The sequence below is a fragment of the Acidovorax sp. LjRoot117 genome, from assembly GCF_964252695.1.
GTDB lineage: Bacteria > Pseudomonadota > Gammaproteobacteria > Burkholderiales > Burkholderiaceae_C > Acidovorax.
This window is the reverse complement of the sequence record NZ_CAXUPO020000012.1, coordinates 108,872-124,211: the sequence shown is the minus strand read 5'-3', so window position 1 is coordinate 124,211 and position 15,340 is coordinate 108,872. Positions and strand designations below refer to the sequence as shown.

Annotated in this window: 15 protein-coding genes; 5 read left to right on the top strand and 10 right to left on the bottom strand. The window is 68.2% G+C overall.

Annotated elements, in window-relative coordinates:
• Nucleotides 1-53 precede the first annotated feature (53 nt).
• The 5 genes from ACSQ3D_RS23215 to corA all read left to right on the top strand — a co-directional run bounded on the left by ACSQ3D_RS23215 (nt 54) and on the right by corA (nt 4,492).
• On the top strand, nt 54-1,064 hold the full coding sequence (locus ACSQ3D_RS23215) for a DMT family transporter (protein WP_436128492.1): 1,011 nt from the start codon (nt 54-56) through the stop codon (nt 1,062-1,064).
• Between the two features lie 38 nt (nt 1,065-1,102).
• Complete coding sequence (gene tsaB / locus ACSQ3D_RS23210) at nt 1,103-1,822, top strand: tRNA (adenosine(37)-N6)-threonylcarbamoyltransferase complex dimerization subunit type 1 TsaB (protein WP_436128491.1); 720 nt, start codon at nt 1,103-1,105, stop codon at nt 1,820-1,822.
• The gene (gene rimI, locus ACSQ3D_RS23205) at nt 1,819-2,298 is read left to right on the top strand and encodes a ribosomal protein S18-alanine N-acetyltransferase (RefSeq protein ID WP_396505734.1); all 480 of its coding nucleotides are present in this window, start codon (nt 1,819-1,821) and stop codon (nt 2,296-2,298) included. Before tsaB ends, rimI begins: the two co-directional genes overlap by 4 nt.
• Before the next feature lie 28 nt (nt 2,299-2,326).
• Entirely contained in the window at nt 2,327-3,127 is an 801-nt protein-coding gene (locus tag ACSQ3D_RS23200; RefSeq protein WP_436128490.1) for a uracil-DNA glycosylase family protein, read from the top strand.
• Nucleotides 3,128-3,502: 375 nt separating this feature from the next.
• Complete coding sequence (corA, locus tag ACSQ3D_RS23195) at nt 3,503-4,492, top strand: magnesium/cobalt transporter CorA (protein ID WP_056411392.1); 990 nt, start codon at nt 3,503-3,505, stop codon at nt 4,490-4,492.
• Between the two features lie 375 nt (nt 4,493-4,867).
• On the opposite strand, the gene ACSQ3D_RS23190 is transcribed toward corA, so the two are convergent.
• The 10 genes from ACSQ3D_RS23190 to ACSQ3D_RS23145 form a co-directional block, all read right to left on the bottom strand.
• Nucleotides 4,868-5,611, bottom strand: coding sequence for a 5'-methylthioadenosine/adenosylhomocysteine nucleosidase (locus ACSQ3D_RS23190; protein ID WP_436128489.1), 744 nt, complete (start codon nt 5,609-5,611; stop codon nt 4,868-4,870).
• Between the two features lie 93 nt (nt 5,612-5,704).
• Entirely contained in the window at nt 5,705-7,384 is a 1,680-nt protein-coding gene (locus ACSQ3D_RS23185) for a long-chain-fatty-acid--CoA ligase (protein WP_436128488.1), read from the bottom strand.
• Between the two features lie 153 nt (nt 7,385-7,537).
• Nucleotides 7,538-8,962 (bottom strand): NAD(P)(+) transhydrogenase (Re/Si-specific) subunit beta, encoded by a 1,425-nt coding sequence (locus ACSQ3D_RS23180; protein WP_436128487.1) that lies wholly within the window; start codon nt 8,960-8,962, stop codon nt 7,538-7,540.
• Entirely contained in the window at nt 8,959-9,288 is a 330-nt protein-coding gene (locus ACSQ3D_RS23175) for an NAD(P) transhydrogenase subunit alpha (protein WP_056411384.1), read from the bottom strand. The genes ACSQ3D_RS23180 and ACSQ3D_RS23175 overlap by 4 nt, the downstream gene beginning before the upstream one ends.
• A gap of 24 nt (nt 9,289-9,312) precedes the next feature.
• On the bottom strand, nt 9,313-9,852 hold the full coding sequence (locus ACSQ3D_RS23170) for a hypothetical protein (RefSeq protein WP_056411382.1): 540 nt from the start codon (nt 9,850-9,852) through the stop codon (nt 9,313-9,315).
• A 65-nt stretch (nt 9,853-9,917) separates the two neighbouring features.
• Nucleotides 9,918-10,664: a hypothetical protein gene (locus ACSQ3D_RS23165; protein ID WP_056411380.1), complete on the bottom strand. Its 747-nt coding sequence runs from the start codon at nt 10,662-10,664 to the stop codon at nt 9,918-9,920.
• Nucleotides 10,661-11,776, bottom strand: a complete 1,116-nt coding sequence (locus ACSQ3D_RS23160) for a Re/Si-specific NAD(P)(+) transhydrogenase subunit alpha (protein WP_056170843.1) — start codon at nt 11,774-11,776, stop codon at nt 10,661-10,663. The genes ACSQ3D_RS23165 and ACSQ3D_RS23160 overlap by 4 nt, the downstream gene beginning before the upstream one ends.
• Nucleotides 11,777-12,054: 278 nt before the next feature.
• Nucleotides 12,055-13,119, bottom strand: coding sequence for a class II fructose-bisphosphate aldolase (gene fba, locus ACSQ3D_RS23155; RefSeq protein ID WP_056411376.1), 1,065 nt, complete (start codon nt 13,117-13,119; stop codon nt 12,055-12,057).
• 97 nt (nt 13,120-13,216) lie between these two features.
• Nucleotides 13,217-14,605: a histidine kinase dimerization/phospho-acceptor domain-containing protein gene (locus tag ACSQ3D_RS23150; RefSeq protein WP_436128486.1), complete on the bottom strand. Its 1,389-nt coding sequence runs from the start codon at nt 14,603-14,605 to the stop codon at nt 13,217-13,219.
• Nucleotides 14,602-15,306 (bottom strand): response regulator transcription factor, encoded by a 705-nt coding sequence (locus ACSQ3D_RS23145; RefSeq protein WP_056411372.1) that lies wholly within the window; start codon nt 15,304-15,306, stop codon nt 14,602-14,604. Before ACSQ3D_RS23145 ends, ACSQ3D_RS23150 begins: the two co-directional genes overlap by 4 nt.
• Nucleotides 15,307-15,340 lie beyond the last annotated feature (34 nt).

Genomic DNA, 15,340 nt, shown 5'->3' with positions numbered 1-15,340 from the left:
CAACCAGCGCCTGCCCGGCCCGGTGCGGGCCCGCGCCACCGGATAATCCCCCCATGCGCTTTTCCCCTCGTGCCATGGGCCTGCTGGCGGCTGTCGTGACGGTCACCATCTGGACGGGCTTCATCGTCATCGCCCGCGCCTCGGCACAGCGCACCCTCACACCGTTCGACATCGCCTTTTTGCGCATCGTGGGCGCCAGCCTGGTCCTGCTGCCCTGGGGCTGGTGGATGGTGCGGCGGCGCAAGGCCGCCCTGGGCAGGGCAGCGCCACCATCGAGCCTTGCGGGCATCTCGCCCCTGCCCCTGCGCACCACGGTGCTGCTGGGCACGCTGGGCGGGCTGCTGTACGCCATGCTGGCGTATGCGGGCTTCTTCCACGCACCGGCCACGCATGCGGCGGTGCTCATGCCCGGCAGCCTGCCGCTGTGGACCGCCCTGCTGGCGGCCCTGCTGCTGCACGACCGCATCACGCCGCTGCGCGCCGCGGGGCTCGCGCTGATCGTGGCGGGCGACCTGCTGGTGGGCGGCAGCAGCCTGCTGGCCGCGTTCGCGGGCGGAGACGTCTGGAAGGGCGACCTGCTGTTCATGTCCGCCGCCGCCTGCTGGGCCGCCTACAGCGTGATGGCGCGGCGCCACGCGGTGGACGCGGTGCAGGCCACCATCGCCATCACGGCCTTTGCCTGCCTGGTGTACGTGCCGTCCTATGCGCTGCTGGCGGGCCTGGGCGGGGTCGCCAGCCGTCTGGCACTCGCACCCGGGAGCGAGATCCTGTTCCAGCTGGCGTTCCAGGGCGGGGGCTCGGTGGTGATCTCGGGCATTGCCTTCACGCGCATGATCCAGCACTACGGCCCCGTGCGCTCGACCATGATCACGGCGCTGGTGCCCGGCCTGTCGGCCATCGGCGCGGTGATGTTCCTGGGCGAGCCCCTGCACTGGAACCTGGTGGCCGGGCTGCTGCTCGTGACCGGGGGTATCCTGCTGGGGGTGCTGCGCCGGGCCCCGCCGGCGGCGGCCTCCCCACCGGGTACCTCCACCGCATCCGCACCGGGCCGCACGGCCCCGTGACCCCAAATCCTTTCTCCCCGCGCGACCGGCCCCAGCCCATGAATTTGCTTGCTTTCGACACCAGCACCGACGTCATCTCCATCGCCGTGCAGCACGGCGATGCCGTTTGGCTGCACCACGGTCCGGGCGGCTCGCAGGCGTCGGCCACGCTGATCCCGGCCGTGCGCAGCCTGCTGGCGCAGGCGGGCCTGACGTTCGACACGCTGGACGCGCTGGTCTTTAGCCGCGGGCCGGGCTCCTTCACCGGACTGCGCACCGCCTGCGCCGTGGCCCAGGGGCTGGCCTTCGGCGCACGCGGCGGCCAGGGCATTCCGGTGCTGCCGGTGGACACGCTGCTGGCCGTGGCCGAGGAGGCCCGGGCACAGCACGGCTGCACCCAGGTGGTGGCCGTGCTGGATGCGCGCATGGACGAGGTCTACCACGCCCGCTGCGAATGGCAGCCCGCCGAAGGCCGCTGGCAGGCCGACGCCGACTTCGGCCTGGGCGCGCCCGAAACCGTGCAGGCCCCGCCCGGCTGGACCGTGGCGGGCAATGCGCAGGCGCCCTACGGCGAGCGCCTGGCACCGGCCGCACCGCACGCCGCAGCCCTGCCCACCGCCGCCGCCCTGCTGCGCCTGGCACCCGCCCTGCTGGCCGCTGGCGGCGCGGTGCCGGCCACCGATGCACTGCCGCGCTACATCCGCGATAAAGTGGCGAAAACCACGGCCGAGCGCGCTGCAGAGCGCGTGGCTGCCACCACGACCACCACGCCACCATGAGCGCCCTGCCCACCCCCCCCACATCCGCGCTGGAGGCACGCTTTGAAAACCTCACGCTCGCGCGGCTGGACGCCGTGCTGGAGGTGGAGGTGCAGGCGTACACCCACCCCTGGACGCGCGGCAACTTCACCGACGCCCTGGCCTCGGGCTACCAGGCCCAGGTGCTGATGGCGGGCGACCACCTGCTGGGCTACTTCGTCGCCATGCTGGGCGTGGACGAGGTGCACCTGCTGAACATCACCGTCACGCCCGAGTACCAGCGCCAGGGCTGGGCGCGCGTGCTGCTCGATGCGCTGGCCCTGTGGTCGCGCGGGCGCGGCGCGCAGTGGCTGTGGCTGGAGGTGCGCACCAGCAACCTGCGCGCCCACGGCATCTACCTGGCCTATGGCTTTCGCCGCGTGGGCGAACGCAAGCGCTACTACCCCGCCGCCGACGGCCAACGCGAAGACGCGGTGGTCATGAGCTTTGCGCTATGAACCCGGGCACCTTGCGCCTGATCTGTCTATGACCCTCGACCTCGATGCACGCCAGCGCGCCATGCTGCAGGAAATGGGCGTCACCGTGTGGGGCCCACCATCCCGCCCCGCCGCGGCCACCGTGACCGAGCGGGCCGGCACGGCCCCCGCCGTGCCGATGGCGGCGGATGCGCTCGCTGCGGCCCCGCCGGCTCCTGCCCTGCCCCCCGCCGCCGTGGCGGCGATGCCGTCTCCCCCCCCCCGGGCGGAGCCCCCCGTGGCCCCGCACGCTGCGGTGGCGGCCGGCGCACCCACCGCCACCGCAGCGGCTGGCGGTCCCGGCGCTGCCGCCCTGCGGCTGCATCCGCCGCAGGCGCTCTACCCCCAGGCCGACCCGGCCCAGGCACCCGCAGAGCTGGGCGCAGGCTGGCTCATCGTGGCCGAGAGCACCGCACCCCACGACCCCCTGTCGGGCGACGCCGGCAAGCTGCTCGACAACATGCTGCGGGCCATGCAGCTGCACCGGCACCCCCGCGTCTTCATCACCGCGCTGGAGCGCTCTGCCGCCGGAGCCCCCGGCACCGACGCCATCCCCGAGCAACTGGCCGCGGCGGTGGCGCAGCTGCAGCCTTCGATGGTGCTCGTGCTGGGCCATGTGGCCGCCCGCGCAGCCCTGGGCCGCACCGAGCCGCTGGGCCGCCTGCGTGCCGAGCTGCACCAGCTGGCCGGGTGCCCGGCCGTGGTGTCGTACGACCCCGCCTTCCTGTTGCGCTCGCAGGACACCAAGGCCGCGGCCTGGGCCGACCTGTGCCGGGCGCTGGCCACCGTGCGCGTGCGCCAGAACGCCTGAGCGGTGCCGCGGCGGGCTGGCGGGGTGTCTGTCTGTGTGTGTGAGGCCATCACCACCGCAGCGGCGGCTTCCGGCAAGGCCCGTGCGGGCCGGAACCTGGCCGCGCCACCGAAGTCATCCCCAAGCGGTGCACAACGTGCACAACGTGCACAGAAAGCCGGATATCCGCGCACCGAAGCCCCTGTGCAGCCCGGACAGGCGCGAGGTCCGGTGCCATAATCCGCCGCTTGCCCATTTTTTACTGATTGACGGAGAAAGCTCCTTGGAAACCTACCCCAGTTGGTAGCTTTCAGCTCCCCGGCCTGCTGCCGTGGGGTCTGAAAGCACCCCATGCCCCCCACCGCCGCAGATGCCACATAACCAGGGAGTGAGCCCATGCTCAACATCTTTTCGCTCGCCAATGGCCGGCTCGTCCAGGAAGAAATCGAATCCCTGGAAGAGCTGACCCGCTTCCAGCCGATCTGGGTGGACCTGGAAGCCCCCACCCTCGAAGAAAAACGCTGGATCAAGCAGCACTACGGCCTGTCCATCCCCGAAGATGCGATGGACGAGGACATCGAGGAATCCGCCCGCTTCTACGAGGAAGACAACGGCGAGCTGCACATCCGCAGCGACTTCCTGATCGACGACGATGAAGACCCCCGCTCGGTGCGCGTGGCCTTCATCCTGAACCAGCACAACGCCAACCTCAAGAGCCGTGGCGTGCTGTTTTCCATCCACGATGAAGACGTGCCGGTGTTCCGCCTCTTGCGCATGCGCGCACGCCGTGCGCCGGGGCTGATCGAAGACGCCAAGGAAGTGCTGCTCAAGCTGTTCGACGCCGACGCCGAATATTCGGCCGACACGCTGGAGAACATCTACGACGAGCTCGAAAAGGTGAGCAAGCAGGTGCTGGCCGGCGACGTGACCGACGCACTGGCCGGCGAAGTGCTGGGCGCCATCGCGCGCCAGGAAGACTTGAACGGCCGCATCCGCCGCAACGTGATGGACACCCGCCGCGCGGTGAGCTTCATGATGCGCAGCAAGATGCTCAACTCCGAGCAGTTCGAGGAAGCCCGCCAGATCCTGCGCGACATCGAGTCGCTGGACAACCACACGGCGTTCCTGTTCGACAAGATCAACTTCTTGATGGACGCCACGGTCGGTTTCATCAACATCAACCAGAACAAGATCATCAAGATCTTCTCGGTGGCCAGCGTGGCCCTGCTGCCGCCCACGCTGATCGCGAGCGTGTACGGCATGAACATGAAGTTCCCGGAGCTGGAGCTGCTGGGGCCGGCGGCGTATCCGTACGTGATCGGGCTGATGCTGGCGAGTGCGCTCGGGCCCATGTGGTACTTCCGCAAGCGCGGCTGGTTGAAGTAGCCCCTCTGTGGCGCGGACCTACGCGCCGCCGCCAGAGGCGTCAGCCCTTCGGAACTGTCCAAGCCTGCGCAGGAAGGCTCGGAGCCGCAGTTCCTCAGCCCCCCAGGGGGGACGCCTCCGGTGGACCGGCGAAGCCGGATCCACGGTGGCGCTGGCGATGGCGGCGGGGGGTGAACTGGCGGCGTGCCCTGAACATGGAGGGAGCCATTCGCTGCGCTCTGGCGGGGTACCGGCTGGGGCGTTTTCTGCGGGCGAGCTATGTGGGGTCCTGGGTGAGGTAGGTAGGAGGCGGCGGCGCACCCTCATGAAAATACTCAATTTTTAGGCCAAAACACCCTCTACCGCTTTTCTATAACGCGCCAGTAGCTACATATTTCATAGCAACTGCAACAACTTGCCGACGATGTGCTCTGCGTACCGGCTCGCCACGGTTTGGATGAACTGGGGGAAGTCGACGTGGGCGGTGTCGTCGGCGCGGTCGGAGATGGTGCGCATGGCGGCGAAGGGCACGTTGTAGTCCAGGCAGACCTGGGCCACGGCGGCGCCTTCCATTTCGACGGCGAGGACCTCGTGGCCGGCGGCGCGCAGGGCGTCGCGCAGGCGCTGCGACTCCTGGGCGCTGGAGACGAAGCGGTCGCCGCTGGCGATCAGGCCCTGGTGCACGCTGCGGACCTCGGATTGCGAAGAAAAATGGCCGCTACCGCCTATCAGGCAATCGCGAGCAGCTATCAAAAGCAGAGCAGACAATGGTGCATCGCACTCCAGCACCGCGCGTGCATAGCCGGGCAGCTCCCAGCGCGGGAACAAGGGGGACGCGTCCATGTCGTGCTGCAGGTAGCTCTGCGCCACCACCACGTCGCCCACGTTCACGCCGTCACCCAGGCCACCCGCCACGCCGGTGAACACGATGCGCGCGACGCCGAAGTGCTCGACGAGCGCCGTGGCGGTGGTGGCCGCCGCCACCTTGCCGATGCCCGAGAGCGCCAGCACGACAGAGCGCCCGTGCAGCTCGCCGCGCCAGAACGAGCGGCCGGCGCGGGTGATGCGCTGGGGGTGCGCCAGCGCGTGGACCAGGCCGGCCTGTTCTTCGGGGAGGGCGCTGAGGATGGCGGTGGTCATGGCGTGGAACTCTCGGGGTCAAAACAAAGGCGGCCGAAGCCGCCTGGTGGCCGCCCCGATTGGCGAGGCAGGGCTGTTGCTGCGCAGAAGCTGCTACTTCTTGTCGCGCAGCTCGCGGCGCAGGATCTTGCCCACGGGGGTCTTGGGCAGCTCGGTGCGGAACTCGATCACGCGGGGCTGCTTGTAGCCGGTGAGCTCGGCGCGGCAGAACTCCTTGACCTGGGCTTCGGTGAGCGTGGGGTCGCGCTTGACGATGACGAGCTTGACGGCCTCGCCGGTCTTCTCGTCGGGCACGCCCACCACCGCGCATTCGAGCACGCCGGGCATCTGCGCGACCACGTCCTCGACCTCGTTGGGGTACACGTTGAAGCCCGAGACGAGCACCATGTCCTTCTTGCGGTCCACGACCTTGAAGAAGCCGCGTGCGTCCATCACGCCGATGTCGCCGGATTTGAAGTAGCCGTCATCGGTCATGACCTTGGCCGTCTCGTCCGGGCGCTGCCAGTAGCCGGCCATGACCTGCGGGCCCTTGATGGCGATCTCGCCGGGCTGGCCGAGGGTGGTGACTTCGCGGCCTTCATCGTCCAGCAGCTTCATCCAGGTGCCGGGGATGGGCACGCCGATGGTGCCGGTGTACTCGGTGCTGGTGGTCGGGTTGCAGCTGGCCGACGGGCTGGTCTCCGACAGGCCGTAGCCTTCGCAGATGGGGCAGCCGGTCTTCTCCAGCCACAGCTTGGCCACGGCGCCCTGCACGGCCATGCCGCCGCCCACGGAGACCTTGAGGTTCTTCCAGTTGACGGTGTGGAAGTCCGGGTGGTTGGCCAGGCCGTTGAACAGCGTGTTCACGGCCGGGAAGCTGTGGAACGTGTGCTTGGAGAGCTCCTTGAGCACCGCCGGCAGGTCGCGCGGGTTCGGGATCAGGATGGTCTTGCCGCCCGTGCGCATGCTCAGCATCATGTTCACGGTGAACGCGAAGATGTGGTACAGCGGCAGCGCGCAGATGCTGGTGGGCTGCTCGCCGGCCGGCACCTTCTTCATGACCGGGTCGTTCCAGGCCTCGGACTGCAGCACGTTGGCGATCACGTTGCGCTGCAGCAGCACCGCGCCCTTGCTCACGCCGGTGGTGCCACCGGTGTACTGCAGCAGCGCGATGTCGTCGGGCTTGATGTCGGGCTTCTTCAGCGTGCCGCGCGTGCCCTGGGCCACCGCGTCATTGAAGCGCACGGCGCCGGGCAGGTGGTAAGCGGGCACCATCTTCTTGACGTTGCGCACCACGTAGTTGACCAGCGCGCCCTTGAGCAGGCCCAGCTGGTCGCCCATGGCGCACAGCACCACATGCTTGACCGGCGTGTTGGCGATGCAGTTCTGCAGCGTGGTCGCAAAGTTCTCGATGATGACGATGGCCTTGGAGCCGGAGTCCTTGAGCTGGTGCTCCAGCTCGCGCGGGGTGTACAGCGGGTTCACGTTGACCACCACGAAGCCGGCGCGCAGGATGGCCGCCACCGCCACCGGGTACTGCGGCACGTTGGGCATCATGATGGCCACACGGTCGCCCTTGACCAGGCCCAGGCCCTGCAGATAGGCCGCGAACGCGCTCGAGAGAGAGTCGGTCTGGGCATAGGTCACGTCCTTGCCCATGAAGCTGTAGGCCACGCGGTCGGCGTACTTGGTGAACGCTTCGTCCATGAGCGCCACGAGGGACGGGTATTGCGAGGGGTCGATATCTGCAGGCACGCCTTGCGGATAGGCGGCCAGCCAGGGACGGTCGGTCATGGTGTCTGTCTCTCCAAACTCTTTTGAAACTCAATGCAATGAAACCCCGGCATTGTCCCTGCCGGTGCTGGTTTCGGGGGTGTGTGGTTTCCCTAGGCGCAGAGGGCTTTGCGGGCCGCCCTGCCACCGCGGGCGCGGGAAACCGAGCGGGGTCTATTCGATCGCCTTGCCGATGTCCTCGACCACCTTCTTGGCGTCGCCGAAGACCATCATGGTCTTGTCCATGTAGAACAGTTCGTTGTCCAGGCCCGCATAGCCCGCGGCCATGGAGCGCTTGTTCACGATCACGGTCTTGGCCTTGTAGGCCTCCAGGATGGGCATGCCGTAGATGGGGCTGCCCTTGGTGTGCGCGGCGGGGTTCACCACGTCGTTGGCACCGAGGATGATGGCCACGTCGGCCTGGCCGAACTCGCCGTTGATGTCTTCCATCTCGAACACCTGGTCGTAGGGCACCTCGGCCTCGGCCAGCAGCACATTCATGTGGCCGGGCATGCGGCCCGCCACGGGGTGGATGGCGTACTTGACGGTGATGCCCTTTTCGGTGAGCTTGGCCGCCAGCTCCTTGACCGCATGCTGGGCGCGCGCCACGGCCAGGCCGTAGCCGGGCACGATGACCACGGTCTCGGCATTGCCCAGCACGAAGGCCGCGTCGTCCGAGCTGCCGGTCTTGACGGGCCGCTGCTCCTTGGCGCCCGAGGCGGCGCTCGCCGCCTCGCCGCCGAAGCCGCCCAGGATCACGTTGAAGAACGAGCGGTTCATGGCCTTGCACATGATGTAGCTCAGGATCGCGCCCGAGCTGCCCACCAGCGATCCGGCAATGATCAGCATCGAGTTGTTGAGCGAAAAACCGATGCCCGCCGCGGCCCAGCCCGAGTAGCTGTTGAGCATGGACACCACCACCGGCATGTCGGCACCGCCGATCGGGATGATGATGAGCACGCCGAGCACGAACGACAGCGCCAGCATGGCGAAGAAGGCCGTCCAGTTCTCGGTGAACATGAACACCAGGCCCAGACCCACGGTGGCCAGACCCAGCGCGAGGTTGAGCATGTGCTGCCCCGCGAACTGCACCGGCGCGCCCTGGAACAGGCGGAACTTGTACTTGCCCGACAGCTTTCCGAACGCGATGACCGAGCCGCTGAAGGTGATGGCGCCGATGGCCGCGCCCAGGAACAGCTCGAGCCGGTTGCCCGCCGGGATGGGCTGGCCCTTGGCCACGATCTGGAACGCCCAGGGTTCGGCCACCGCCGCGACCGCGATGAACACGGCAGCCAGGCCGATCATGCTGTGCATGAAGGCCACGAGCTCGGGCATCTTGGTCATCTCGACCCGCTGGGCCATGAAGGCGCCCGCGGCACCGCCCACCACCAGCGCCCCCAGCACGTACACCATGCCCTGGGCCTTGCCGCCCGACAGCTCCACGATGAGCGCGGCCGTGGTCAGGATGGCAATCGCCATGCCCGTCATGCCGAACAGGTTGCCGCGGATCGACGTGGTGGGGTGCGACAGGCCCTTGAGCGCCTGGATGAAGCAGACGCTGGCCACCAGGTACAGCAGCGTGACGAGGTTCATGCTCATGCCTGGCCTCCTTCAGCCTGGGGGGCGGCGACCTTCTTTTCTTTTTTCTTGAACATCTCGAGCATGCGCCGTGTGACGAGGAAGCCCCCGAACACGTTGACCGCCGCCAGCGCCACCGCCAGCACCCCCATGCTCTTGCCCAGCGTGGTCTCGGTGAGCGCGGCGGCCAGCATGGCCCCCACGATCACGATGGCCGAGATCGCGTTGGTCACGGCCATGAGCGGCGTGTGCAGCGCGGGCGTCACCGTCCAGACCACGTGGTAGCCCACGTAGATGGCCAGCACGAAGATGATGAGGTTGATGAGGGTGGGCGAGACGGCGTCCATGGAGAGTCCTTCGTTCAGTGCGTTTCAGGAAGACCAGGGGCCAGAAGACGCTTTCTTCTTGGCAAAGTAAGCATCCACCGCGCCGATGAGCTGCTGCTGCGCAGCGTTGGGCGGTGGCTCGATCTGTGCGGCCGCGCGCATCACGGTCTGCAGCGTCTGCACGTGGTAGTCGGTGAACTTGTCGGCGCTGCGCTCCAGCAGCACCGGCAGCTCGCGCAGCTCCAGCGCCCGGCTGCGCAGCAGATGCGCGCTGGCCACCCAGAGGTTGGCGGCATCCGATTCACTGAGCTGCAGGTGTTCACGCAGCAGGGCCTGGACGCCGGCCTTTTGCTGCACCGTGATCGCGCCGGTGGTCTGCACCGTGGCCAGGGCCAGCACGGCGACCACGTCCACCGGGTGGTCCAGCGCATACAACGGCGGCGTCTGCACCTTCTTGCGCCAGGCGCGGCGGTGAAAGAAGGTCAACGGATTGAGCCAGCCGACGTCGATGCCGAAGCGGCGCAAGGCCTCCATCGCCATGGTGAACGTGATGACCAGGCCCAGAATCTGCAGAACGACACCCATGTTGAGAACTCCAGTCTGTGGGCGGTGAGCGGTGGTAACGCGGTAAGCGGGGGCTTGCTGCGTGCTCAGTTGGGCACGGCAAAGGGGAACGGCGGCACGGGGAAGAAGCCATCGGCCATGCCCGTGCTCACGCGGGCGGCCTCGGCCACCTTGTGGCTCCATTCCTGGGCCGGGTAGCCCGCGCGCAGGAACTCTTCGTTGTTGCTCGTCTTGGGCCGCAGCAGGCGCTGGTCGACCATGGCGTTGATCTCGACATACGAGCCGCCCTGCGTCGCAAAGCGGTAGTTCAGGTGCGAATACGGCTGCAGCGGCGTGGCCTTGTGCTCATCCATCCAGCGCACCACGCCGGGGTGGTTCTTCTCCATCCAGTCGGCGTTGTTGGCCCACCGCTTGAACCGCAAGCAGTCGATGCGCACCGGGCTGCCCTTGGTCGCGTCTTCCACGGTCATGCCCTGCTGCAGAGGGCAGCTGCCCGTCCAGAGCGTGGGGTCGCGCGGGATGTCCGTGCGGTTGGTCTGCACCAGCATCACGGCCAGCAGTTCGCGGTTGGCGCCGCGCAGCGCCACGGCGCGCGTCTGCAGTGGAAAGGCGCCGGGCAGCGGGTGCAGCGGGAACGCCTCGTTCGTCGCGCCCAGGTCTTCCCACGCCGCCGAGGGCAGCACCACGCGCGTGCGGCCGGCGCTGAACTCCGCAGGGCCGGCGGGTATGGGTGCGCAGCCGCTCACGGCCAGCACGCCACAGGCGGCCAGCAGCCAGCCACCGCGGCGGGGCGTGGCGGACAATATCTCTTGCAAATTCTTCAGCAGGCTCATGCGCGCTTTACCGTGCCCTCGTGTGCCATGAGGCAGGCGGCAACAATGTCGTCCTGCAGGTCCATGTGCAGGGCACCTTCCTTGTTGATGATGAGTTTGAGAAAGTCGAGCACGTTGCGCGCGTAGAGCGCGGACGCATCGGCGGCGACGAGCGCCGGCAGATTCGTCTCGCCCACCAGCGTGACGCCGTGCTTGACCACTGTCTGGCCCGCTTCGGTGAGCGGGCAGTTGCCGCCTTGCGGGGCGGCAAGGTCCACGATGACGGAGCCCGCCTTCATGGACCGGACCATGTCTTCGGTCACCAGGACCGGTGCGGCGCGGCCGGGAATCAGGGCCGTGGTGATGACCACATCGGCCTGGGCCACGCGCTTGGCCACCTCGGCCTTCTGGCGGTCGAGCCAGCTTTGCGGCATGGGGCGGGCGTAGCCGCCCACGCCCTCGGCCGCGTCTTTTTCTTCCTGGGTCTCGTAGGGCACGTCGATGAACTTGGCACCCAGCGACTCCACTTGTTCCTTCACGCTGGGGCGCACGTCCGAGGCCTCGATGACAGCCCCCAGCCGCTTGGCGGTGGCAATGGCCTGCAGGCCCGCGACGCCCACGCCCAGGATCACGACACGGGCGGCCTTGACGGTGCCCGCCGCGGTCATGAGCATGGGGAAGAAGCGTTGATAACGGTCGGCCGCAATGATCACGGCCTTGTAGCCGGCGATGTTGGCCTGCGAGGACAGCACGTCCATGCTCTGGGCCCGCGTGGTGCGCGGCGCAGCCTCCAGGGCGTAGGCCGTGACGCCCGCGCTGGCCAGCCGCTGCAGGCCCGCGGCGTCGAAGGGGTTGAGCATGCCCACCACGGTGGCGCCCGCACGCAGGCGGGGGGCTTCGGCGTCCGAGGGCGTGCGCACCTTGAGCACCAGGTCGGCACCCCAGGCGCCGGCGGCATCGGAGATCTCGGCGCCGGCGGCTTCGTACGCGGCGTCCGTGACGCTGGCGGCCACACCCGCACCCGACTCGATGCGCAGGGTGTGGCCCTGCGCCTTCAGCTTCTTGACCGTCTCGGGCGTCACTGCCACCCGGGTCTCTCCTGCCATCGATTCCGCAGGCACACCAATCAGCATGTCATCTCCTCGGTGAGGGTCAGTGGAATTACTTACTGACCGCGAGCTTACATGAAGAATTTCTCATGACTGTCGCCTTTGTCTGATGTAGAGGGAACTCCCCACCCAGGCCAAGGATCGCGTGCCACGCAAGGTGCCGAGTGTGCACGCTAATTCGCGACAGCCTGTCGTTGGCGTCCAAGGAACAGGCTGCACCGGCCGTAAAAAAGCCCGGCCGCCTTGTGTGCAACCGGGCTCCCATGCGGCGGTCAGGCCCGCGCGCGTGGATCAGTCCACCATCAGTTCACCACCTGCGCCAGCGCGCCGGATGCGTACTGCCGGGCCACGTCCTGCAGGCTGTGGCCCTTGATCTTGGGGCCCTGGCCTTCGCAGCCGAACTCCAGGTAGCGTGCCTTGCAGACCTGCTTGGCGGCTTCGCGGGCGGGCTTGAGCCATTCGCGCGCATCGAACTTGTCGGGGTTCTCGGCCAGGAACTTGCGCACCGCGCCGGTCATGGCCAGGCGGATGTCGGTGTCGATGTTGATCTTGCGCACGCCGAACTTGATGGCTTCCTGGATCTCCTCGACCGGCACGCCGTAGGTTTCCTTCATCTTGCCGCCGTACTGGTTGATGATGGCCAGCAGCTCGGCAGGCACCGACGAGGAGCCGTGCATCACCAGGTGGGTGTTGGGAATGCGCTGGTGGATTTCCTTCACGCGGCTGATGGCCAGGATGTCGCCCGTGGGCTTGCGGCTGAACTTGTAGGCGCCGTGGCTGGTGCCGATGGCGATGGCCAGGGCATCGAGCTGGGTGGCCTTGACGAAAGTGGCCGCCTCTTCGGGGTCGGTGAGCATCTGGCTGTGGTCGAGCTTCACGTCGGCGCCGATGCCGTCTTCCTCGCCGGCTTCACCGGTTTCGAGGTTGCCCAGGCAACCGAGCTCGCCCTCCACCGTCACACCGACCTTGTGGGCCATCTCGACGACCTTGCGGGTCACTTCCACGTTGTATTCGAAGGACGAAGGCGTCTTGCCGTCTTCCATGAGCGAGCCGTCCATCATCACCGAGCCGAAGCCCAGGTCGATGGCGCCCGCGCAGATCTTGGGCGAGGTGCCGTGGTCCTGGTGCATCACCAGCGGGATGTGCGGAAAGGCTTCGACCGCGGCCTGGATCAGGTGCTTGATGAAAGGCTCGCCTGCGTACTTGCGGGCTCCGGCGCTGGCCTGCAGGATGACCGGGGCGCCCACTTCGTCGGCGGCGGCCATCACGGCCTGGACCTGCTCCAGGTTGTTGACGTTGAAGGCAGGGATGCCGTAGCTGTGGGCGGCGGCATGGTCGAGCAGTTCGCGCATCGAAACGAGGGGCATGGTCGTGATGTCCGTTGAAGTTGGTGAGGGTCGCAGTCGGCCTGGTGGGGCCAGGGTGGGGGCCTGGGCGGTGGTAACCGCTTGGTAACTCGTAATTTTAACCGGCCGGCGTGACAGGGGTTGGCGGCAAATCCAGCCGGTAGCAGGTGGTAAAGGGCGCCGGGGCCGGGGCCTCGCCGAAGCGGCCGCCGTGGATGTCGGCCACGCGCCGCAGGATTTCATGGCCCAGGTGCAGGCTGTCTTGGGGCCGGTCCACCGGCGCTGCGCAGTCGTCTTGTGCGGTGCGCCGCCCGTCGTCGCAGACCTGCAGCCAGGCGCCCTCGGGGCCGTCCCCACACAGCTGCACGGCGATATGGGTTCCGTGCGGCGTGTGCTTGAGCGCGTTCTCCACGAGGTTGCGCGTGGCGATGTCGAGCAGCAAGGCATGGCCCTGGACCATCAACGCCGGCGGCGCCTGCAGCGCAATGTCGTCGCCGCGCTGCCAGGCCGTCTGCGCGTAGTCGGCGCACACCGAGCGCACCAAAGCGGCCAGGTTCACCGCCTGCTTGGCTTCATGCAGCTCGGCCCGGCTGGCCCTCGCCAGGGCCAGCAACTGGTTCAGCACATGCCCCGCCCGCAGGGCATCCCGACCGATGCGGTCCAGCGCCTGGGCCTTGGCGTCTTCGTCGAGCTCACCGGACAGGGCGCTGGCCTGCAGGGCAATGGACGACAGGGGCGTCCGCAGTTCATGGGCCACCTCGTTGGCCAGCCTGCGCTCGCGCACCATGGCGGTGTGCTGGCGATCCAGCAGCGTGTTGATGGAGGCCACCACGGACTCGAATTCGCTCCAGGCATGGCGCGAGGCCAGGCGCTGCGTGCTGACCGGGTCCAGCGCAGCGACATCCGCCGACAACGCGTACAGCGGCCGCAACCCGCGCCACAGTGCCAGTCCCAAGGCCAGGGACACCACGGGCAGCAACCACAGGCCCGGCTCGATCATCTGCCCGGCAATGTCGTCGGCCAGTTCGTCCCGCTCATGCAGCTGCAGCATCACCATGATCTTGCGGGCCCGCGCCGCATCCCATTGCGAGAAGCTGCGCCAGACCACCTTGTCCGGGCCGAGCGTCAGGTTGGCGAAACCCTCCACGTCGGAGAACTCCGGCGGCAACGTGGTGCCGCTGAGCGACAGCAGCCGCCCCTGCGCGTCCCACTGCACGACACTGATGGACTGCTGGTAGTCGTGGGACTTGAGCCAGGGGGTGGGCGCCCGGGGGGTGACCTGCGGCCCCTCCATCACCTCCGTGGCCCGCAGATTGAGCAGCAAGGCCGCCACGCTGGCCAGGTGCCCGTCGGTCAGCTCGTCCGCCTCGTGCACGCCCGTCTGGTAGCCGATGAACACGAAGGTGCCCCACACCAGCGCCAGCGCGCCCAGCGACCACAGCAGCAGTTGCCGCGTGAGCGATGGCCTGCGGGGCCGCCGTGGCAAAGACTCGGCAGGCGCGTTCATCCGGGCATCTCCTGGGGCATGAAATAGCCCACCCCCCGCATGGTCTGTATGCAGGCGCTGCCCAGCTTGCGGCGCAGGTGGTGGATGTGGACCTCGACGGCATTGCTCTCGATGGCCGCCTCCCAGCTGTACAGGCGCTCCTCGATCTGCTGGCGCGAGAGGACGCGGCCACGCGCCTCCAGCAGCACCAGCAGCACCGAAAACTCCCGGGGCGACATCTCGACCGGCCGCCCCTGCAGGCGCACGGTGCGCGCAGCCGGGTCCAGTTCGATATCGCCATGGCGGATGGTGGGCGATGCGCGGCCTGCCGCACGCCGCAGCAGCGCTCTCAGGCGCGCATCCAGCTCGTCCACGTCAAACGGCTTGGTGAGGTAGTCGTCCGCGCCCAGGTCGAGCCCCGCGATGCGCTGGTGGACCTGATCACGCGCGGTGACGATGAGCACGGGGGTGGCCGGGTCGGGCAACACGCTTGGTGAAGCGGCGCTCGCTGCCGGGCTCAGCCGCAGCCGCCGCAGCAGCTCGCTGCCGTCCCCGTCCACGAGGCCCAGATCCAGCAGCACGGCATCGAAACGTTCGGCCCGCAGCGCACTCCAGGCACTGGCCACGCCGTCGCTGACATCCACCGCGTAGCCCCGCTGCTGCAGGTTGCTGCGCAGGCCGGTGGCAATGCCTGCATCGTCTTCGACCACGAGTATTCGCATGCGGGCATTGTCGCAGCGCCCATCGACTTGCGCC